This is a genomic window from Indolivaga alginatilytica (assembly GCF_003201355.1).
Lineage (GTDB): Bacteria > Bacteroidota > Bacteroidia > Bacteroidales > Dysgonomonadaceae > Dysgonomonas_A > Dysgonomonas_A alginatilytica.
Window position 1 is genome coordinate 61,232 of record NZ_QICL01000002.1, and the last position, 20,264, is coordinate 81,495.

Consider the following 20,264-nt stretch of genomic DNA (forward strand, 5'->3'; position numbering starts at 1 on the left):
TTATTTATCTTTGCAAAAAAGAAAATATAAAAATGAACCTATCTAAGTTAATTTTGTTATTTGGCATCTTTTTTAGTTTGTTCTTTCTGGCTTGTTCAGAACCGAGCATACAAGATGATGCTCATAAAGCTGCAGAGTTGTCGATGTTATCCAATACCGCAGCCATGGAGAATGATCTGAGTACTGCAGGAAATTTGTATAATGATGTCCAGGCTATCATGAATAAGTATAGACAGAATGGGAAATTTGAAGAGTTTTACCAATTATATAGTAGTTTTCTGGCAGAGAGTGCAGTCATAGAAGATCAGAAGACTCAAACCACATCGTCGGGATCAGACTCGGCACCCGAATAAATAGTGCAGGATATTTAATACTGTATTAAAAGCTGTAACTAATTATATTTGTATTACTAGCTAAAGAAATAAAAAGGGCTGAGACCTTAATTAAAAACAGAACATAACCGAAATAAGCAAATGTCAGAAATAACGCCAACAGAAGAAAAGAAAAGTCTAAACTTCATAGAAGTAATAGTTGAGAAAGACTTAAAAGAAGGAAAAGATGGAGGACGCATTCAGACTCGTTTCCCACCTGAGCCGAATGGTTATTTACATATAGGACATGCAAAGGCAATTTGTTTAGATTTTGGTTTAGCACAGAAATACAACGGCATTTGTAATCTTCGGTTTGATGATACTAATCCTGTCAAAGAAGACGTAGAGTACGTTGATGCGATAATGGAAGATATTAAATGGCTGGGTTTTGAGTGGGCAAATGTTTATTATGCGTCCGATTATTTCCCTAAGTTATGGGACTTTGCTGTTCAATTAATCAAAGAAGGGAAAGCTTATATTGATGAGCAATCGGCAGAAGAGATAGCAAAACAAAAAGGTACACCTACTCAAGCCGGTACCGATAGTCCGTACCGAAATCGCCCGATAGAGGAAAATCTTGACTTGTTCGAGAAAATGAATCAGGGAGTCTTCGAAGAAGGTAGCATGGTATTAAGAGCCAAAATAGATATGGCTTCATCTAATATGCATTTTAGAGATCCTATTATATATAGAATAATCAAGCAAGCCCATCATCGTACAGGCAACCAATGGTATGCTTATCCTATGTACGATTTTGCACATGGACAATGCGACTATTTTGAGGGAGTTACCCATTCTATTTGCACATTAGAATTTGTTGTTCACCGTCCTTTGTACGATTGGTTTATAGATCAATTGGCTACAAATGAATACAGACCTGCTCAATACGAATTCAACCGTTTGAACCTTACTTATACAATGATGAGTAAGCGAAAACTGTTGCAATTGGTAAAAGAAGGATTTGTAAACGGATGGGACGATCCGCGTATGCCTACTATAAGTGGATTCAGAAGAAGAGGATATACGCCGGAGGCAATACATAATTTTATTGATCGGATTGGTTATACCAAATACGATGGCATGATCGATTTTGCACTGTTAGAATATGCTATTCGTGAAGATCTTAATAAAAGAGCAACGCGTGTTTCGGCTGTTATCGATCCGATAAAGCTGATTCTGACAAATTATCCCGAAGGAGAAACAGAGGTACTTACTGCTCAGAATAATCCGGAAGATGAAAATTCAGGAAATCACTCGGTTGTCTTCTCTCGTGAGTTGTATATAGAAAGAGATGATTTTTTGGAGGATGCTCCCAAGAAATACTTCCGTCTTACTCCCGGACAGGAAGTCCGTTTGAAACATGGTTATATAATAAAATGTACAGGATGTAAACATGATGAAGCGGGAAATGTTATAGAAGTATATGCTGAATACGATCCGTTGACCAAGAGTGGTATGGCAGAAAGTAACCGGAAAGTAAAAGGGACAATCCATTGGGTATCGACAAGCGACGCTATTGATATAGAAGTTCGTTTATATGACCGCCTTTTTGTCTCGGAAAATCCGGCAGATGAAAAAGAAGGAGATTTTAGAGATTTTCTTAATCCGGAATCTTTGATTGTGAAAACGAATTGTAAAGCAGAGTCTTATTTGAAGGAAGCTAAAGCTTACGATCACTTTCAATTTCAACGTATCGGTTATTTTAATCTGGATCCCGATTCTACGCCAGATCATTTAGTGTTTAACCGAACAGTTACATTAAAAGATTCATGGAGTAAGATGAAAGATAAATAAGGGTTACCCTTAATTAGTATAGCAGGTATGATAAAACCTGTTGTTTTGTAAAATGTAGCACAATATTTGTTTGTATTTATATAAATAATAACAAATTGTCTTATGGAAGAACGAAATATCTCTGATTTACTTTCCCGTTACGAGCAGATGCTTTTGACGGGAAAGAGTGTGTACTTTGATGCCGATGAATATGACGACTTGGCAGAGTACTATGATAAGTTGGATGATATTGAAACAGCCAGAGAAATAGTAGATCTTGGGCTAAGTATTCATCCGGATAATGAGTCGTTGATGTTGAGGTATGGTAAATATCTCGTATATGATGCAAAATATACCACAGCATTGCATTACTTGAATTCTCGTTTCTCATCGTATGATTTTGAACTTTATCTGCTGAAAATAGAATGTTTGTTGAATCTCGATCTATATGCCGAAGCGTATGAGTTGACAGCCGAAATCCTTAGCGATGAAGATACCGATTTGGATGTGATTTTGTCCGAGTTGGGTTTCCTTTATGTTGAAGCGGAATATTATGATGAGGCTATACTCTATTTCGAAAAGAGTCTGGAGTATGATCCCGGTAATATGGAAGTCCTGAATGACCTTGCATATGCCTATGAAGTGAGGTCAGATTTTGCTTCTGCAATTGTTGTATGTAACCAAATTTTAGATATAGATCCTTATTCGGTGGATACTTGGGTGATGCTAGGTAAATTATATTCCCTGGAAGAGGATTTTGAGAAAGCTATAGATGCTTTTGATTTTGCTCTCGCTTTAGATGAGACAAATATCAATATACTAAAACTTAAGGCGCATTGTCTGCTGCTTTCGGAACGTTCGGAAGAGGCGGTTGAAATGTTGAAGGAATGTATACGGATGTCACCGGAAGAAAGTCTGCTGTACCTGTCTCTAGCTGAATGCTACATGAGTCTGGAGCAATATGGCGATGTTTTAAAAGCATTATTCTCATATGAAGAATATGTAGGAGAGACTCCCGAATCTATGGCTAAAAAAGCCCATGTTTATCTGTTGCAAGGTAAAATTGACGAAGCTGTGGAGTTTATCGATAAGGCATTAAACGGGGACTCGGATTCTTTCGATGTAAATATGATTGCAGGAGAAGTATATCTGAAACTGAATATTCCATCGGGTGCTGAGATTTTTTATAAAAAGGCTCTTTCTCTTAGTGAAGAAAGCGCAGAAGAGGTATTGGAGAAGCTTGTGGCTGTATATCTTCGCAAAGATGAGTTGCTAAATGCTATTGAATGTCAACAAAGGTTGTTCGAAATGACAGAGTCTGTTGTTGCTCATGAGAAATTAGCGTTATTATATATGGAGAATGGTGATAAAGAAAACTTTCAATTATGTATTGAATCTTTCGATGACGAATCGTTATTCTCTATTTTTTCTGTTTTTTATCCAAATGATCTCTCAAAGATACTTGATCGGGGATCTTTGTTACTTCGGTTAAATGAAGCATATGAGTGTCGATTATTGTATAAAAACATTAAGTTCTAAAACTTTAATTTGTTATATATTAACAGCCTAAACTGTTCTGTAGTTTACTTTGTCTCAATAACAGGTTGTAATACAGGCCGTTGATTTTTTTAATCAACGGCTTTTTGTTTGCATAAATATACATATCGGTTTTTATTGACAATTTGATGTGTTTTTTGATTCTTTGATCCTTAAAAGCATCTTAATTTCTCTTTCTATATATCTATTCTCTTTTTAAAATAAAGAAAAACTAACATTTAACATTGGATATTTTGTATATTTTGTGAAAAAAACATACATTTGCCTCTCCCATTGTGAAATAATGTAAATAGTTTTCTTTGGATTCTAAGGTAATTGATTGATATTAAAATAATTGAGTAATTTAAAGTAGTGTTTATGAAAAAATTGATAATGATTTTGGCTTGCATAATCGCAAGTGTCGGGTTATCAGTAGCTCAAACTACACGTGTTTCAGGTACAATCTTGGATGATACCGGAGAAACCGTGATTGGAGCTTCAGTCGTAGCTAAAGGTACAACTGTGGGAACAGTAACCGATGTAGATGGCAATTTCTCTTTGAATATTCCATCAGATAGAAAAACGCTGGTGATTTCTCTTATTGGTATGAAAACCAAAGAGGTTGCTGCCGGAACAAATCTGAGAATCGTCATGGAAAACGACTCCAGATTAATGGATGAAGTTGTTGTTACAGCAATGGGGATTTCTCGTAATGAAAAATCCTTAGGTTACTCTGTATCAACTCTTAAGGCTGATGAATTATTAAAGGCTAGAGAGTCTAATGTAATTAATTCTCTTGCTGGAAAAGTTGCCGGAGTTAGAGTTACCGGAGCTTCTGGTACCTTAGGGGGGTCTTCTAAGATTATAATAAGAGGTGCTAACTCTTTAGATGGAAATAACCAACCTTTGTTCGTAATTGATGGAATGCCTATCGATAATGGATCTCAAGGTAGTGCTTCAAATAATGTTGTTGCAGGTAGTGTCGATAATGGCAACAGAGCCGGAGATATAAATGCTGATGATGTTGAGTCTATGACAGTATTGAAAGGTGCTGCGGCTACAGCATTGTATGGTGCAAGAGCTAAAAACGGTGCTATAATTATAACGACTAAAAAAGGGACTAAAGGCTCTAAACTTAGTGTTGAAGTTAATAGTTCTACAAGATTTGATAGTGTTTTGAGGTTGCCTGATTTTCAGAATGAATATTCGCAAGGAACTTATGGAGATTATGATCTGAAATATTCCAATGGATGGGGTGCTAAAATTCAGGGTCAAAAAGTAACTAATTTCTTAGGTCAGGAAACTTCGCTTCAAGCTTATGAAGATAACGTAAAGGATTTTTACGAAACAGGGAAAACCTATATAAATAGTATAGCTTTGGCCGGCGGGTCGGAGCAAGCAGATTACAGGATCGGTTTGACAGCTTTAAATCAAACAGGTATTATACCAAATACCGAAATGAACCGATATACATTTAATGCTAATGTAGGATACAATTTTAGTAAGAAACTTACTTCAAGAACAATATTCTCATATAATACAACTTCAACCCACGGGCGTCCGTCGCAAAGTTCGAATAACCCGAATGTATTAGCCGACGTAGTGAATTCTTTGCCTCGAAATCTAGATATACATACATTAAAAAACAATTGGCGTGACGCTGAAACAGGAGAGCAAAATGGGGTATCATCTGATGGTAAATCAAATAACCCATATTGGATACTAAAAAGAAATAAGTTTACAGCTTCTCTCGAAAGGGTAGTTGCAAATGAAATGCTTACTTATAAGCCTGTTGAGTGGATTACTATTTCAAACAATTTAGGTATTGACTTTTACAATGAAAAACGCAGACAAGTAACAAGTCAAGGTACTTTTGGCGATTTAAAAGGTAGCTATCAGGATGATAATATTTACAATCAGGTAATAAATAACGATTTTCTGGTTACATTAACAAGATCATTGAACTCAGATCTGGAATTGAAAGTGATAGGTGGACATAATATCTATCAACGTACAGCAAAAAGAGATATTCTGGATGCTAAGGATTTAACCGTAGATGAGCTTTATAACCCTGCAAATGCGGCAAGTGTTATAAATACGGCAAGTTCTTCGCGAAAACGTTTGATGGGTATTTATGGAGATGCCGGTTTGGCTTATCGTAACTTTTTGTATTTGAATGTAACCGGTCGGAACGATTGGAGTTCGACCTTGCCTAAAAATAACAGATCTTATTTTTACTCATCGGTAAGCTCGAGTTTTGTTTTTTCGGAATTGATGGAAAATAAGAAGATTCTTAGTTTTGGTAATGTTAGAGCGAGTTGGGCAAATGTAGGTAGTGATGAAGATCCATATCAATTAGATTTTGTATATACTCCTGCTACTACTTATTATGCACAATACAGCTTGAGTGGATCATTTCCAAACAGTGGATTGTTAGGGTTTTCAATACCAAGAGTATATCCTCCTGAAAATCTGAAACCTCAAAACCAAGTTTCATTTGAAATTGGTACTAACTTGAAGTTTTTAAATAATAGAATCGGAGTCGATTTTACGTATTATTATATTTCAACAAAAGACCAGATTGTTTCGGTTGATGTTCCTTTGTCAACAGGATTTTTTGCAAAAAAAGTAAATATTGGAGAGGTTCGTAACAAAGGTATTGAATTGGCATTGAACTTAGTTCCTGTAAGGACTCGTGATTTTGAATGGAACATCGATCTTAATTATGCTAAAAATAAACAGACCGTTGAGAAACTAGTTGCGGGTAATCCTGATCTTATTTATAATTTGGCTAGTGGATGGTCGGGTCTGCAAATACAAGCAAGGAAAGGAGAGGCTTTCGGTATGTATGGTACTATATGGGAGAGAAATGAAGATGGGCAGATTGTAATTGATGAAACAACCGGCTTAAGAAAAATCAAGAAAGGTCAACGTATTGGAGATGTTGCTCCAAAATGGACTATGGGTATCAATAATTCATTCTTTTATAAAGGAGTCAGTTTAAGTTTTCTTCTTGATTTCAGAAAAGGTGGTCTAATGTATTCGGGAACAGTATCTTCTTTGCGTGCTAATGGAGTTGCAGCAGAAACGTCAGCCAATAGAGGTGAAACTTTCATTGATAAAGGTGTTATTCTTGATGCAAGCGGTAATTATGTTCCCAATAATATACCTGTAGCTAATATGCAGGATTATTGGAGACATATAGCAAATGCTTCCAATACCGAAGGTTCTGTGTTTGATGCTTCTTATGTAAAACTAAGAGAACTAAGAGTGGGGTATCAATTACCTAAATCTTGGATAAGAGGTTTGTTATTACAAAATGCAGAGGTTGCCCTTGAAGGACGAAACTTGTGGATCATAAACGACCATGTACCTCATATTGATCCCGAATCAAGTATGTTTGGAGTTAATTCTGCAGGAGAAGGTGTCGAGTTCAATAGTGTTCCTACAACTAAGTCTTTAGGGGTTAATATCCGTTTGAGTTTTTAATATTAACGAAGATTAATTATGAGAAAAATATATTATATCGTACTATCAGTCGTCTTAACGATGAGTACAGCATCATGTGATAGCTGGCTGGATATTAATACAGATCCTAATAAAGCAACCGAGGTTGATCCGGATGTTCTGTATAATTATGCCATGATGAGTTGGGCAGCAAATCGCTGTAGCGGTGATTTGTACTTCCCGTTAGTTTGGGGGGGACAAACACAATCTACGGGTGGAAGTAAGGGATGGGGCAATGTGAATGTTTATGACATCAGCCCATATTCATTAGGTAATACTTGGAAAGTTTTTTATGCAAGTAGCGGAGCAAACTTGCAACAAGCAATTAAAATAGCTGAAAGTGCATCGCCTGCCAGACCCAATGTTGCGGCACAGTGTAAAATAAATTTTGCACATTTAGTATATACTGCAACAATATTGCACGGTGATATCCCATATTCGGAAGGTTGGAACATTGCAATCGATTACCCTAAATTTGATACCCAAAAAGATATTTTAGAAGGTCTTATCGTTTTATTGGACCAAGCTATTGCTCAAATAGATGTAAATAGCAGATTGACAATGACAAAGTATGATTTGGCTTATGGGGGCGATTTGGATAAATGGGTACGATATGCAAATTCACTCAAGTTCAGAATTGCAATGGTAATGGTCGATAAAGACCCTTCCAAAACTACAATGATTGCAAATCTATTGAATGCGAATAAAATGATTAATTCTTCTGCCGGAGATTTTAAAATACCATTTGAAGACGCTGCTGATAAAGAAAATCCCAAATTCAGATATTTTAAAAAGTATACGAATGGGGTAAATATCGAATTTTTTGCGAATAAATTGGTTGTTGACCCACTGAATGCGAAAAATGATCCTCGCTTGCCAAAATATTTCGACAAAGGAGTATCAGCAGCTACATTTATAGGTATAGGTGCCAACGATGAGGCCGTTACCGGACAGACTGCCTTGGTTAGTTCATTTGTTTTTAGAGCTAAATCTCCCGAATTGTTCTTTTCTTACCAAGAGCAATTATTTTTAGAAGCTGAGGCATATGCCAGAGGTTTAGGGGTTGCAAAAGATATATCTAAAGCTAATCAATTATATAAACAAGCGATGATTGCAGCTATGAAATATTATGAGGTTACTGATGCAGATATCAATAAGTATGTTTCAGAGAATTTATCAGATTTGACTACTTTGAGTGATCCAGTGAGAGAAATTCATTTGCAACAATGGATTGATTTTATGGATCGTCCTTTAGAAGCCTTTACTCAATGGCGTCGTTCAGGAAAAGAAGGATTTGAGGTACCCGAATTGCCCATACCAAGAAACGCTTCTCCTGCAAAACTAATGAGAAGATGGACGTATTCTCCGGATGAAGCTTCTGCAAATCCAAATACACCGAGTGTTGATGTGATGACAGATAAAGTTTGGTTTGATGAATAATTAAAAGTACAAATAGAATCTAAAAAAGAATAGGTGATCGAAAAACGATCACCTATTCTTTTTTTAGATTATGTGATCTCATCAAAAAAACGTATATTTGCTATTCTTGATCTGGTAAAATGGACAATCAGAAGATAAAAGAACAAGTTTTAAATAAGTTTACTGAATACCTCAATCAGCATAAACATCGTAAGACACCCGAACGTTTTGCCATACTTGATCATATCTACTCCACAAAAGGACATTTTGATGTCGACTCACTTTTTCAAACAATGAACACCCACAGTATCAGGGTAAGCAGAGCGACATTGTACAATACAATCGAATTACTTTTAGACTGTGGCTTGCTTGTAAAGCATCAGTTCGGAGAGAATATTTCTCAGTACGAACGTATATACGGAGCCGAAAATCATGACCATCTGATTTGTACAACATGTGGAAAAGTAAAAGAATATAAGAATGCCAATCCTTTTACTCAGACTCAGCAAAAAAGGTTTGCTAAATTTAAAATAGCATATTACAGTATGTATATATATGGTACATGCGCAAAGTGTTTAAAAGAAAGGCAACAAGCAGAGAAGAAAAACAAAAAGACAGAAAAAATAAAATAAATACCAATAAAAAGAAATGAAAGCAGATGTACTACTGGGGTTACAATGGGGTGACGAAGGTAAAGGCAAAATAGTGGACGTATTGACTCCGAAGTATGAAGTGGTAGCCCGTTTTCAGGGAGGACCTAATGCAGGGCATACGCTCGAATTCGAAGGTGAAAAATATGTTTTAAGATCGGTTCCTTCGGGAATTTTTCAAGGAGATAAAGTCAATATCATAGGTAATGGCGTTGTTCTTGATCCAGCCTTATTCAAAGGAGAAGTTGAATCTTTGGAGAAATCAGGACATGATCTGACTAAACGTTTGCTTATATCTAAAAAAGCTCATCTTATTTTACCTACACATCGTTTGTTAGATGCTTGTTATGAAAAAGCAAAAGGCGATTCGAAAATAGGAACAACGGGCAAAGGTATCGGTCCAACATATACCGAAAAGGTAGGTCGTGGAGGTCTGAGAGTCGGAGATCTTTTGTGTGGTTTCGATGAGAAATACCAACAAGTCAGAACCCGACATTTGGATATTTTGAATCAGTATAATTTCGATTGCAGTTCTTTAGTTGAAGTCGAAAAAGAATGGTTTAGCGGTGTCGAGAAACTAAAGGAATTTACATTTGTAGACAGTGAGTATTATATAAATAAAGCATTGTCTAAAAATAAGTCAGTATTAGCAGAAGGTGCTCAAGGTACTATGTTGGATATTGATTTTGGTTCTTATCCATTTGTTACTTCATCTAATACAATATCGTCCGGAGCTTGTATCGGCTTGGGTATTTCTCCTAGCAATATTGGAGAGGTATTCGGTATCTTTAAAGCATATTGTACAAGAGTGGGAAGCGGCCCTTTCCCTACAGAATTATTTGACGAGACCGGAGACGAACTTCGTAAATTAGGTTTTGAATTCGGTTCGGTAACAGGACGCCCTCGTCGTTGTGGATGGATTGACCTGGTTGCACTTCGCTATGCTATAATGATAAACGGAGTAACTCAGTTGATCATGATGAAAAGTGATGTGTTGGATACGTTTAAAACTATCAAGGCATGTGTGGCTTATGAAATTGACGGAAAACAAACAACAGAGTTTCCTTTCGAAATTGGAGATAATGTAAAACCTGTATATAAAGAACTACCGGGTTGGAATCTGGACATGACAAAAATGCAGAGTGAGGAAGAATTTCCTCAGGAATTTATAGAGTATGTCAATTTTTTGGAAGAAGAATTAAATGTTACCATCAGTATAGTGTCGGTAGGTCCTGATCGTGATCAGACTATTAAACGCCAGTATTTCGTGTGAATCCGTGATTAGCCTTTTTTAAGTAATTATCAAATTTACAAACAATTAATATGTTTATCTTTGGCATATCTTTTGATAGAGATAATTATAAGGTAAAAAAGGCTATTAAGTAACAATAAGTATTATACAAAATAATTCGGTTATAACTATCAGTTGTACTTATGCCAGCCAAAGTTATAAACAGGTCTGAGACCTTAATTAAAATAATAAGATTATGTTTTACGGATGGATTTTATTTGGTATAATTGCTTTAGGAGGTTGGATTGTATCGGCTACTTTGCAAAGCAAATTTAAAAAATACTCAAAAGTGCCATTAGATAGCGGTCTGACAGGTAGAGATGTTGCATTGAAGATGTTACACGATAATGGAATATATGATGTGCAGGTTATTTCTACTCAGGGAATGCTGACGGATAATTACAATCCGGGCAATAAGACTGTGAATCTGAGTGAAGGTGTATACCATAGCAATAGTGTAGCGGCAGCAGCAGTTGCAGCTCACGAATGCGGTCATGCTGTACAGCACGCAAAAGCCTATGGACCTTTGACATTAAGATCGGCTTTGGTGCCAACAGTTAGTTTTGCATCTAAATGGGTGATGTGGGTATTGCTGGCAGGTATTTTTATGATTAATACTTTTCCTATATTGATATGGATAGGTATAGGTTTGTTTGCAATGACTACAATCTTTAGTTTTGTAACATTACCTGTTGAAATTGATGCTAGTAATCGTGCATTAGTATGGCTTAATACTGCCGGTATTGTAAGAGATTCTAATAAGGATAAAGCGAAAGACGCTCTAAAATGGGCTGCATATACTTATGTTGTAGCTGCTTTAGGTTCTTTGGCAACTCTTATATATTATATCTTTATCGCACTGGGAAGCAGGAGATAATCCTTATTCCCTCCAAAATAGAAAGAGTAACCTTATAGTTACTCTTTTTTTACATTCTCTAAAAAAACAAGCTTGTAACTCGTAACTAATTACTTGTAACTGATTAATCATGAAGTATCTTTTTTTTATCGTTTTCCTTTCGCTTTTTTTAGCAGGTAATTATTATGTTTTTTACAGGGCTTGGACTGTAATTCCCTTAAATGCCATAACCCGTTCGTTGCTGATCGGGATAGCTGTGATACTGGTTGGGTCTATATTTCTTCTATTTCTGGCCGGTGAACATTTTCCGGTTTCAGTGACTTCTGTTTTATATACAATCGGAACCTCTTGGCTTTTTATATTTCTTTACTTTTTCATATTCAATTTGCTAACCGATTTGATCCGTGCATCCCGTCTTGTGCCAAGAGATACGCTGAATCAATATACAAAGGACAATTGGTTGAGCTTCGGTCTTACGGTAGGCTTTATCGGTTTGCTGATGCTATGCGGATACCTGAAATACCGGATAAAAGAACGTGTAGATTTACCTATTGAGATAACAAAGAATATAGGTGACGGAGATTCTCTGACCATAGTAGCTCTCAGTGATATGCACCTCGGTTATGGAATCGGGAAAAGAGAACTTCAACAATGGGTGGAACTTATTAATAAAGAGAATCCTGATATTGTATTGATTGCAGGAGATATTATAGATAGTAGCCTAAGGCCTTTGATAGCTCAGAATATGTCGGAGGACTTGAGGAAGATAAAATCGAAATATGGAGTATATACCGTTATGGGCAACCATGAATATATAAGCGGGGCTGCGGCATCTGCCAAATTTATAGAAGAATCAGGCATTAAACTAATCAGAGATTCTGCTGTTTTAATTGATAGTATGTTCTATGTGGTAGGGCGCGATGATAAATCGAACCCAAACCGTAAGCCTCTTGCCATGTTGACCGATTCATTGGATAAGTCGAAACCGATTATTTTATTGGATCATCAACCCTATAATCTGGAAGAAGCCGAAAATAATGGAGTGGACATTCAATTTTCGGGGCATACTCATCGTGGACAGATATGGCCTATTTCGTTAATAACAGATATGATCTACGAAGATTCGTATGGCTATCTGAAGAAAGGGAATACAAATGTATATGTAAGTTCGGGAATGGGTCTTTGGGGTGGAAAGTTCCGCATCGGTACTCAGTCCGAATATGCAGTAATTAAAATGAAAACGAAATGAAAGTTTTCTTATTTCAAGCACTTATAGTGCATCTCATATTTAATGTATATGTATTTGTTCGGGGGTGGCAGGTTTTACCAAAGAAGAACGCGTATAGAATACCTTATGCTTTATTGTTTATAATAGAGCTTATAGTGTATTTGACAGGACTTATTTTCAATGTCAACTTACCGGCTACAATTCTAAAACCGATTTTATTGGTTGGTACATGGTGGATGGTACTTATCGGATATACAACAGCCCTGTTACTTATTTATGATTTTATTCAATTTCAGGGACGGTGGTTCGATCCGATACGAAAACTGAATTTGCAAAAAATCGGATTAAAAAGAATATTCCTTGTGATATCGCTGGTTGTTGTTATTTCCTCAATGAGCTATGGTCATTACCGCTTTTGGCATCCTGTTGTAACAGAAATGGATTTGACTGTCAATAAAAAAGCAGATGGACTTAAAAATCTTCGGGTAGTGATGGTTGCAGATATTCATGCAGGTCATCTGATTGACAAGGGTGTCTTAAGCATGTATGTGGATAAGATTATGGAGCAAAAGCCTGATGTTATTCTTATAGTCGGCGATATTATAGATTACGACCTGCCCCCATTAATAGATCAGAAAATGGATGAAGAGTTTCGTCGATTGAAAGCTCCTTATGGAGTGTATGCGTCTACGGGGAATCATGAATACCGACTGAACGGTGAAGAAAAAATAGCATGGTTAGCATCGGAAACGGGCATGACTATGTTGAGAGATACTGCTATAAAGGTAGCCGACAAATTCTATATTGTAGGTAGAGAGGACGATCATGCTGAAAACAGAAAATCGCTACCCGATATTATGGAGCACGTAGATAAACAGCTGCCTGTAATTGTAATGAATCATGAACCCAAAAGACTATCCGAGGAATCTTCCGAGCAAGCCGATCTGGCTGTTTACGGGCATACACATAACGGACAGTTGTTCCCCTATAATTTAATTATGAGTATGATATATGAAGTAGGACATGGGTATAAAAAGAAAGACAATACACATGTTTATGTCACTTCGGGATTAGGTCTTGCAGGACCTCAATACCGCATAGGTACTATTTCGGAGATAGTGGTCTTAAATCTGCATTTCGATTGATCTATCTTGAAATAAGGTCGCAGACCTTTTTATTGCTTTGGCAAGCATAGCAACCAGAGACAGTTATACTGATAAAATTTCGCATTAAATATTTAACGCTACTTAGGTAGCGGATACGGGCATTAATACAAAAAATAGCTGCTCCGCCTCAAAAGAAATACGTAAATATCCGTAGTCGGTTATCCATCTGTCGATTTCGTGATTATAGGGATGCGTTTGGTCACAATATCTGATGTAATGCCCTATATCAGACAGGTTATCTAAAAGCAAATAGGCAATCTGGCATTTATTTTCGCTATCCATAGAACATGTTAATGTTGCATTTTTTAGTTGTATCTCGATTCTTGTGTGCCATTCCGACTTATTGAAGTAACGGCTAATGCAATGTTCGTATGTGGAAAAGCTTTCTTCGATCGATTCCAAAGAACAATTCAGCACACTCTTTCCATATTTCAACAGACCGGAGAAATAAGTATAGGGAGATTCTTTTAATGTGGTCATAATTGTTTTAAGTAATGTTTCATATTTAATGCGATATTTTATCAGTATAACTATCTCTGGTTGTTATGCCTGCCAAAGCAATAAAAAGGTCTGCGACCTTAAATTATACATCCGTAAATATATATGCTTCCGTACAGATATCGTTTTCGATAATACAACTCAATATTGAAGTTTCAAATCTGATCTCTACCAATAATGTCTCATTGCCTTTATTTACATAGGGTAGAGCCTTATAATCCTGATGTTTTGCGGTTATACTATCGAAAGTTTTACCTACATATTCAGGTATACTCTGGCATTCAGGCTGTGTCGGTGAAAGAATAGTATTCAATAGGTTTGTCATCGCTAAAATTCAGTATAGGTTATCGATACAAAGAAAAAGATATAGAATGAGTTATGCAGGAAAGAGTACGGTTATACTTATAATTATTCGGCTTATAAACATAAGGTTATTAAAGAATTTACTTACTTTTGTTAAAAATGAAAAAATACCGGAGACATGGAAACATTAGATAAGAAAGAGAAAAATACGCATCACGGACACGCAGTTAAACGTTTTCGCCATACACTGGGCAAAAAACAGGAAGCATTGGCAATTGAACTGGGCATGAGTCAGGCAATGGTCTCGATGTATGAATCCAAGAAAGTAATTGAGGACGATATGATTGAAAAGTTTGCTGAGGTTTTGGGGGTTGCTCCACAACTGATTAAAGATTTGGAAGAAGATCCTGTCACTTTGATATTTGAGAATAACCATAATAATGAAAAACTGAATCAAGCTTATTTTATAGAAGATCATAGTAGTAATCAATTTAATCCCGTTGATAAAATAGTAGAGTTATGTGAAAAGCTGTTGGAAAAAGAACAGGAGAAGATTGCTTTATTGGAAAAGTTGTTGAAAGAGAGGAATTGAGAGAGGATATCGATGCGTTGATTCCAAAAGCAGAACTACTGAGGGGTATTGCAGAATATATCAGTAAATTGAAGATTAAGGAATATGTAGAGATGGGGAGTAATTAAAAATATTTTTTAAATCGTATTAATGACAACCAGTAATTTCATAAGTTTTTCAATCCTCTGTTTAGTTATACTATTAACAATTACTGATGTAATAACCTTCGGCTATGGTCTAGGTGACCAGATTATACTTATTATTATAATAATACCTACTGTAATATTTTCTTTTCTAATACATTATCTGGAAAAAGGAATTCCTTATTATATAATAAGTTCCTTACTGCTGTTATTTGCTATTGGAACTTTGATATTCCTTATATTTTGTAGAGGAGTAGAATCGAAAAGCCTTTTTTTGTAAACAGATTATCTTTCATTTTCGCATAACTCGCTTGGGCTTCGCCTACTCCAAGCTTATAACCAATTGTTGGAGATTAGTTACCGATTATCATTATTAATGCCAGTCATTATTTGGATTATCTGTAATATTTTACTGACGCACCCTCTCGGGTTTGTCTTTCATTTTGCCTTGATGCAAAACGAAACAAAAGATCAAGCCTGAGCCTTTTGCCCGACCCGATAAGTGTTTGAAAGCGAAAACAAAAAACTACTTTCGACTTTGATTACTTTTTGTTTTTTACGCTTTCCTCCCACATCGGGTACCCCGTGCAACCGCCAAGGTCGGAGAGCCTGACGGGCGTAAGCAAAGCCGACGTTTACTTCGGGGGTGAGGCATCCGTTCAACGAAGCAGTCGAAAAGAATAAAATACAAAAAGTCCGACAGGACGGCTTATTTTATTCCGACGGCAAGTTGTTAACGGATCACCACCGTAAGTGGTCGGCAAAGACTTTTTGGTTCCTTTTGCGGCTTTGGGCAAAAGGAACACAAGCAATCTTTGATTGCGCGTAGTATAAATAACTTAAAAGAGCGTTTTATATAATCCAACTACCGATTATCATTATTTATCTTTAATAAGACAGAAGGTACACCGAAAGGAAAAAGGTAACAATATAAAACGATCGGAAAAAGTGTCACTTTTGTTACCTTTGTAACCTTTTTGAAGGTAAAACGTTGAAAATGAATGGTGCCTAAAGTGACAGGAAATAATCGGGGAATGTAACCCTTGTCACCTTTATTTTTTGTTTATTATTTGATTCTAAGTGGCTTAAGAAGGGTTATGAAAGTAACACCCAAACGTGTATTTGCCACCCGACTGTATAGTAAGTGTTACTTTCTCAAGGGTGTCGTAATAGCGGTAATAAAAAGGACGAATACCTCATTGAGGTGATGAACTGTAATTTCATTTGGAAAATTATTACTATTTTTACACAAACTAGAGAAAGCAAGTAGTATAAAATAGTTAATGCTATATTTTTAGTCGTAGGGGCAGACCTATGTGTCAGCCCGATACAGACGAGTGAACAAAGTACACAAGAACAAATTAATATAATAAACAAGAGGTATTTATCTCAATACTATCCGGCACAAGCTGATGGTATTGTTTATATTTACCAATGTAATAAATAGGTCTGAGACCTTCATTGTCAAAAATCTTAAATAAGTTAACTAAAGTATGGTAACAAAAAAAATCATGAGAAACGCTTTGGGGCTGAGTCTTTGTACGGGTTTGATGCTCGGTGCAATTGCTTGTAGCGACAAAGGGCAGAAAGATGCTGCACTCGAAAATCTGACTCAATACGTTGATCCTTACATCGGAACGGGTGATCATGGACACGTGTTTATGGGCGCAAACGTTCCTTTCGGATTGGTTCAACTAGGGCCGACACAACATAGTCAGGGATGGGATTGGTGTTCGGGATATCATATTTCCGATTCTACTATTATCGGCTTCGGACATATGCACCTTAGCGGAACAGGTATCGGCGATTTAGGCGATATCTCGTTTATGCCTGCAACAGGAGATGTTAAATTAACTAGAGGTACGTTACCAGACGAATCTACGGGAATTTACTCTTACTTTTCTCACGATAAAGAAACTGCAAAAGCAGGATATTACTCTGTCCACTTAGACAGATTTAATATTGATGTGGAATTGACAGCTACTAAACGGGTAGGTTTCCATAGATATACATTCCCCGAATCAACAGACCCTAAAGTTATCATCGACTTAGAGCATGGTATCGGATGGGATATGCCCGTTGACGGTGCTTTGGTTCAGGAAAACGACAGCGTAATCTCGGGTTACCGCTTTTCTAAAGGATGGGCAAAAGATCAACGCATTTACTTTACGGCAATATTTTCAAAACCAATATCTAAGTTTACGATCTTAGATACTACCGCTGTATACGAAGGATCAAAAACACCTATGCGTAAAATCTATGGCCAGGTATTCTTTGATGGTACAAAAGCCGGAGAAAAAGTATACGCCAAAGTGGCTCTGTCTCCTGTAAGTGTTGAAAACGCAAAGAAGAATATGGAAGCTGAGCTTGCCGGATGGGATTTCGACCAGACAGTTGCAAATGCAGATAAGGCATGGAACGAAGAACTGAATAAGATAGTAGTGAAATCGGATAGCAAAACCGATCTTCGTAACTTCTATACAGCTATGTACCACTCTATGGTAGCTCCATCGGTATTTGCTGATGTGAATGGCGACTATTGGGGAACAGACAAACAGGTTCATACAAAGAATGACTTTACAAATTATACAACCTTCTCATTGTGGGATACATATCGTGCGGCTCAACCGTTGCAAACGATTATTCATCCTGAATTGGCAACTGATGTAGCTAAGACTTTCTTGCAAATCTTTAAACAACAAGGTAAACTACCTGTATGGCACTTGATGTCTAATGAAACCGACTGTATGGTCGGTAATCCGGGCATTATTGTAATGGGAGATTTGTTCCTTAAAGGTTTTGTTGCTGATGCGGATAAAGAAGCAGCTTTCGAAGCAATGAAAACTTCTGCCATGTTAGACGAAAGAGGTCTTAACTGGTTGAAAGAATATGGTTATATCCCTTACGATAAAGAAGAAACTTTCGAATCGGTAGCTAAAGGTCTGGAGTATGCTATTGCAGACTGGTGTGTGGCTCAGGTAGCAAAAGAAATGGGTAAGACTGAAGATTATAATTACTTCATCAAAAGAAGCGAGTCTTATAAACATTACTTCGACAAGGAAACTCAGTTTATGAGAGGTCTTTCTTCTACAGGAACATTCCGTGTACCGTTCAATCCATTACATTCTACTCACCGTGAGGATGATTATACAGAAGGTAACGCTTGGCAATATACTTGGTTGGTTCCTCATGATGTAAATGGTCTTATCGGTTTATTTGGAAGCGAAGAAGCTTTCGTAACCAAGCTGGATTCATTGTTTACTATTCAAGGTGATCTGGGTGCAGAAGCTTCTCCTGACATTAGTGGTCTTATCGGACAATATGCACATGGAAATGAGCCTAGCCACCATGTTCTATATCTATACCCATTTGTGGGGCAACAATGGAAAACGGCTGAAAAGGTACGTGAAGTATTGACAACTCTTTATTTCGATAAACCAGCCGGTATCAGCGGAAACGAAGATGTTGGCCAGATGTCATCATGGTATATCCTTTCGGCATTAGGATTCTATCCAATGGCTCCTGCCGGCGGCGACTATATATTTGGTAGCCCGCAGATGAAAGAAGCAACCATAAAACTAGGCGGTGGCAAAACATTTACAGTGATTGCCAAGAACAATAATCCCGAGAATAAATACATCCAGAGTGCTAAGCTGAATGGCAAACCTTATACTAAATCGTATATCAATCACAGAGATGTAATTGCAGGTGGTACTTTAGAGTTTGAAATGGGTGCTCAACCTTCAAAAACATTTGGAGTGGATAAAGCAGACAGACCTGTTTCGGTTAAATAAGAAATAGATTTTTCTATCTAAGAATAAGAAGAGGTTACCTGAAAGGTAGCCTCTTCTTGTGTTGACTATTAAATGTTTGTACTCTCAGACTTTCTTAAACCAGATTAATTTTATTGAAACATAATTGATGTAGTTTTGTTTATCATTAATAAACAAAGAATTATGGAATCGAAAAGAATAAAAATACACGAAGTAGCTCCTGAAGCATACAAAGCTATGCTAAAATTAGAGGCGTATTTGCATACTACAACTTTATCTCCTATCGAGAAGGAGTTGATTAAAATTCGTGCATCGCAACTCAATGGATGTGCCTATTGTCTCAATATGCATACAAGGGATGCCCGTAAGCTAGGCGAAACAGAACAACGTATCTACTTATTGAATGTTTGGCATGAAACAGAGTTGTACACAGAAACAGAAAGAATTATCCTGACTCTAACGGAGGAGATAACCCTGATAAGTGAAGGCGGAGTTTCTGAGGAAACATATCAAGAAGCAGAGGCATTACTGGGTAAAGAAAAATTAGCCGAAGTAATTATGGCTATTGTGACTATTAATGCATGGAACAGAATAGGGGTGAGTACACTGCTTCCTTTAGATTAAGCCATTCAAAATTGTATATATACTATGAGGGTAACCATAAATAACGGCTACCCTCATTTTTGTTATTAACCGTTCTTATTTAATGCTGAATAAAAAGGAATATCGGGGAGGTACTCATAACCGAGATTTTCATAATCTATACAGCAACAATAATGCTCCAATCCGTTTGATATGATGAGGTACTTCACTTTAAGAACGATATTATATCGGGCAATCTGATCAAATACCTCTTGGGTTATCTTTACGTTAGGAGATTTGTACTCAACAATCACTAAGGGATTCAAGTAATTATCGTAGACCACCGAGTCACATCTCTTGCGCTGATTATTGAGTGATATCTGGGTTTCATTAGCGATGAGAGAAGAAGGATATTGTTTTTCTGTTATCAGGTAGTTAATAAAATGTTGCCTCACCCATTCCTCAGGCGTAAGAGCCACATACTTAGAACGAATTTGATCCCATATATATAATTTATCCGTTTTTTTTATTTTTGGATCATATTGAGGTAAATTTAGTTCTAACATTTTTGCTATCTTTGTTTAGTAATAACACCAG

The 20,264-nt window shown here is 36.7% G+C and carries 17 protein-coding genes; 13 read left to right on the plus strand and 4 right to left on the minus strand.

Translation table 11 applies throughout. The annotated features are described in order from the left end of the window. The first annotated feature begins 32 nt into the window (after positions 1 to 32). From CLV62_RS02955 to CLV62_RS03000, 10 genes are all read left to right on the plus strand, one after another. Positions 33 to 353, plus strand: coding sequence for a hypothetical protein (locus tag CLV62_RS02955; RefSeq protein WP_110309306.1), 321 nt, complete (start codon positions 33 to 35; stop codon positions 351 to 353). 120 nt (positions 354 to 473) lie between these two features. Next, a complete protein-coding gene (locus CLV62_RS02960; RefSeq protein WP_110309307.1) occupies positions 474 to 2,165 on the plus strand; it encodes a glutamine--tRNA ligase/YqeY domain fusion protein in 1,692 nt (563 codons plus the stop codon). 102 nt (positions 2,166 to 2,267) lie between these two features. Beyond that, positions 2,268 to 3,683, plus strand: a complete 1,416-nt coding sequence (locus CLV62_RS02965) for a tetratricopeptide repeat protein (RefSeq protein ID WP_110309308.1) — start codon at positions 2,268 to 2,270, stop codon at positions 3,681 to 3,683. 375 nt (positions 3,684 to 4,058) lie between these two features. After that, a complete protein-coding gene (locus CLV62_RS02970) occupies positions 4,059 to 7,169 on the plus strand; it encodes a SusC/RagA family TonB-linked outer membrane protein (protein ID WP_110309309.1) in 3,111 nt (1,036 codons plus the stop codon). An 18-nt stretch (positions 7,170 to 7,187) separates the two neighbouring features. After that, complete coding sequence (locus CLV62_RS02975; protein ID WP_110309310.1) at positions 7,188 to 8,627, plus strand: SusD/RagB family nutrient-binding outer membrane lipoprotein; 1,440 nt, start codon at positions 7,188 to 7,190, stop codon at positions 8,625 to 8,627. A gap of 119 nt (positions 8,628 to 8,746) precedes the next feature. Continuing rightward, on the plus strand, positions 8,747 to 9,238 hold the full coding sequence (locus tag CLV62_RS02980) for a Fur family transcriptional regulator (protein WP_110309311.1): 492 nt from the start codon (positions 8,747 to 8,749) through the stop codon (positions 9,236 to 9,238). Between the two features lie 16 nt (positions 9,239 to 9,254). Then, complete coding sequence (locus CLV62_RS02985; RefSeq protein WP_110309312.1) at positions 9,255 to 10,529, plus strand: adenylosuccinate synthase; 1,275 nt, start codon at positions 9,255 to 9,257, stop codon at positions 10,527 to 10,529. A 214-nt stretch (positions 10,530 to 10,743) separates the two neighbouring features. Further along, positions 10,744 to 11,424: a zinc metallopeptidase gene (locus CLV62_RS02990; protein WP_110309313.1), complete on the plus strand. Its 681-nt coding sequence runs from the start codon at positions 10,744 to 10,746 to the stop codon at positions 11,422 to 11,424. Positions 11,425 to 11,533: 109 nt separating this feature from the next. Then, complete coding sequence (locus CLV62_RS02995; protein WP_110309314.1) at positions 11,534 to 12,652, plus strand: metallophosphoesterase; 1,119 nt, start codon at positions 11,534 to 11,536, stop codon at positions 12,650 to 12,652. Beyond that, positions 12,649 to 13,776, plus strand: a complete 1,128-nt coding sequence (locus CLV62_RS03000) for a metallophosphoesterase (protein WP_110309315.1) — start codon at positions 12,649 to 12,651, stop codon at positions 13,774 to 13,776. Before CLV62_RS02995 ends, CLV62_RS03000 begins: the two co-directional genes overlap by 4 nt. Before the next feature lie 102 nt (positions 13,777 to 13,878). Here CLV62_RS03000 and CLV62_RS03005 read toward each other — a convergent pair whose 3' ends face one another. Together CLV62_RS03005 and CLV62_RS03010 are read right to left on the minus strand one after the other, a co-directional pair. Beyond that, a complete protein-coding gene (locus tag CLV62_RS03005; protein WP_110309316.1) occupies positions 13,879 to 14,277 on the minus strand; it encodes a hypothetical protein in 399 nt (132 codons plus the stop codon). 103 nt (positions 14,278 to 14,380) lie between these two features. After that, complete coding sequence (locus CLV62_RS03010; protein ID WP_110309317.1) at positions 14,381 to 14,620, minus strand: hypothetical protein; 240 nt, start codon at positions 14,618 to 14,620, stop codon at positions 14,381 to 14,383. Between the two features lie 156 nt (positions 14,621 to 14,776). Here CLV62_RS03010 and CLV62_RS03015 point away from each other — a divergent pair, with 156 nt between their 5' ends. Then, on the plus strand, positions 14,777 to 15,190 hold the full coding sequence (locus CLV62_RS03015; protein ID WP_110309318.1) for a helix-turn-helix domain-containing protein: 414 nt from the start codon (positions 14,777 to 14,779) through the stop codon (positions 15,188 to 15,190). 593 nt (positions 15,191 to 15,783) lie between these two features. Here CLV62_RS03015 and CLV62_RS21465 read toward each other — a convergent pair. Continuing rightward, positions 15,784 to 15,975 (minus strand): hypothetical protein, encoded by a 192-nt coding sequence (locus CLV62_RS21465; protein ID WP_146212686.1) that lies wholly within the window; start codon positions 15,973 to 15,975, stop codon positions 15,784 to 15,786. 830 nt (positions 15,976 to 16,805) lie between these two features. Between CLV62_RS21465 and CLV62_RS03025 the strand changes: the two genes are divergently transcribed. After that, positions 16,806 to 19,106 (plus strand): GH92 family glycosyl hydrolase, encoded by a 2,301-nt coding sequence (locus CLV62_RS03025; protein ID WP_245903983.1) that lies wholly within the window; start codon positions 16,806 to 16,808, stop codon positions 19,104 to 19,106. A gap of 162 nt (positions 19,107 to 19,268) precedes the next feature. Next, entirely contained in the window at positions 19,269 to 19,709 is a 441-nt protein-coding gene (locus CLV62_RS03030; protein ID WP_110309320.1) for a carboxymuconolactone decarboxylase family protein, read from the plus strand. A 65-nt stretch (positions 19,710 to 19,774) separates the two neighbouring features. On the opposite strand, the gene CLV62_RS03035 is transcribed toward CLV62_RS03030, so the two are convergent. Next, a complete protein-coding gene (locus CLV62_RS03035; RefSeq protein ID WP_110309321.1) occupies positions 19,775 to 20,233 on the minus strand; it encodes a type I restriction enzyme HsdR N-terminal domain-containing protein in 459 nt (152 codons plus the stop codon). Positions 20,234 to 20,264: the final 31 nt, after the last annotated feature.

Excerpts from the sequence above, each read along its gene's own strand:
- CLV62_RS02990 (WP_110309313.1), top strand. The coding sequence starts at position 10,744 with ATGTTTTACGGATGGATTTTATTTGGTATAATTGCTTTAGGAGGTTGG.
- CLV62_RS03010 (WP_110309317.1), bottom strand. The coding sequence starts at position 14,620 with ATGACAAACCTATTGAATACTATTCTTTCACCGACACAGCCTGAATGC.
- CLV62_RS02970 (WP_110309309.1), top strand. The coding sequence starts at position 4,059 with ATGAAAAAATTGATAATGATTTTGGCTTGCATAATCGCAAGTGTCGGG.
- CLV62_RS02955 (WP_110309306.1), top strand. The coding sequence starts at position 33 with ATGAACCTATCTAAGTTAATTTTGTTATTTGGCATCTTTTTTAGTTTG.
- CLV62_RS02985 (WP_110309312.1), top strand. The coding sequence starts at position 9,255 with ATGAAAGCAGATGTACTACTGGGGTTACAATGGGGTGACGAAGGTAAA.
- CLV62_RS03015 (WP_110309318.1), top strand. The coding sequence starts at position 14,777 with ATGGAAACATTAGATAAGAAAGAGAAAAATACGCATCACGGACACGCA.
- CLV62_RS02975 (WP_110309310.1), top strand. The coding sequence starts at position 7,188 with ATGAGAAAAATATATTATATCGTACTATCAGTCGTCTTAACGATGAGT.
- CLV62_RS03030 (WP_110309320.1), top strand. The coding sequence starts at position 19,269 with ATGGAATCGAAAAGAATAAAAATACACGAAGTAGCTCCTGAAGCATAC.
- CLV62_RS02960 (WP_110309307.1), top strand. The coding sequence starts at position 474 with ATGTCAGAAATAACGCCAACAGAAGAAAAGAAAAGTCTAAACTTCATA.
- CLV62_RS02965 (WP_110309308.1), top strand. The coding sequence starts at position 2,268 with ATGGAAGAACGAAATATCTCTGATTTACTTTCCCGTTACGAGCAGATG.
- CLV62_RS02980 (WP_110309311.1), top strand. The coding sequence starts at position 8,747 with ATGGACAATCAGAAGATAAAAGAACAAGTTTTAAATAAGTTTACTGAA.
- CLV62_RS03035 (WP_110309321.1), bottom strand. The coding sequence starts at position 20,233 with ATGTTAGAACTAAATTTACCTCAATATGATCCAAAAATAAAAAAAACG.
- CLV62_RS03025 (WP_245903983.1), top strand. The coding sequence starts at position 16,806 with ATGGTAACAAAAAAAATCATGAGAAACGCTTTGGGGCTGAGTCTTTGT.
- CLV62_RS03000 (WP_110309315.1), top strand. The coding sequence starts at position 12,649 with ATGAAAGTTTTCTTATTTCAAGCACTTATAGTGCATCTCATATTTAAT.
- CLV62_RS02995 (WP_110309314.1), top strand. The coding sequence starts at position 11,534 with ATGAAGTATCTTTTTTTTATCGTTTTCCTTTCGCTTTTTTTAGCAGGT.
- CLV62_RS03005 (WP_110309316.1), bottom strand. The coding sequence starts at position 14,277 with ATGACCACATTAAAAGAATCTCCCTATACTTATTTCTCCGGTCTGTTG.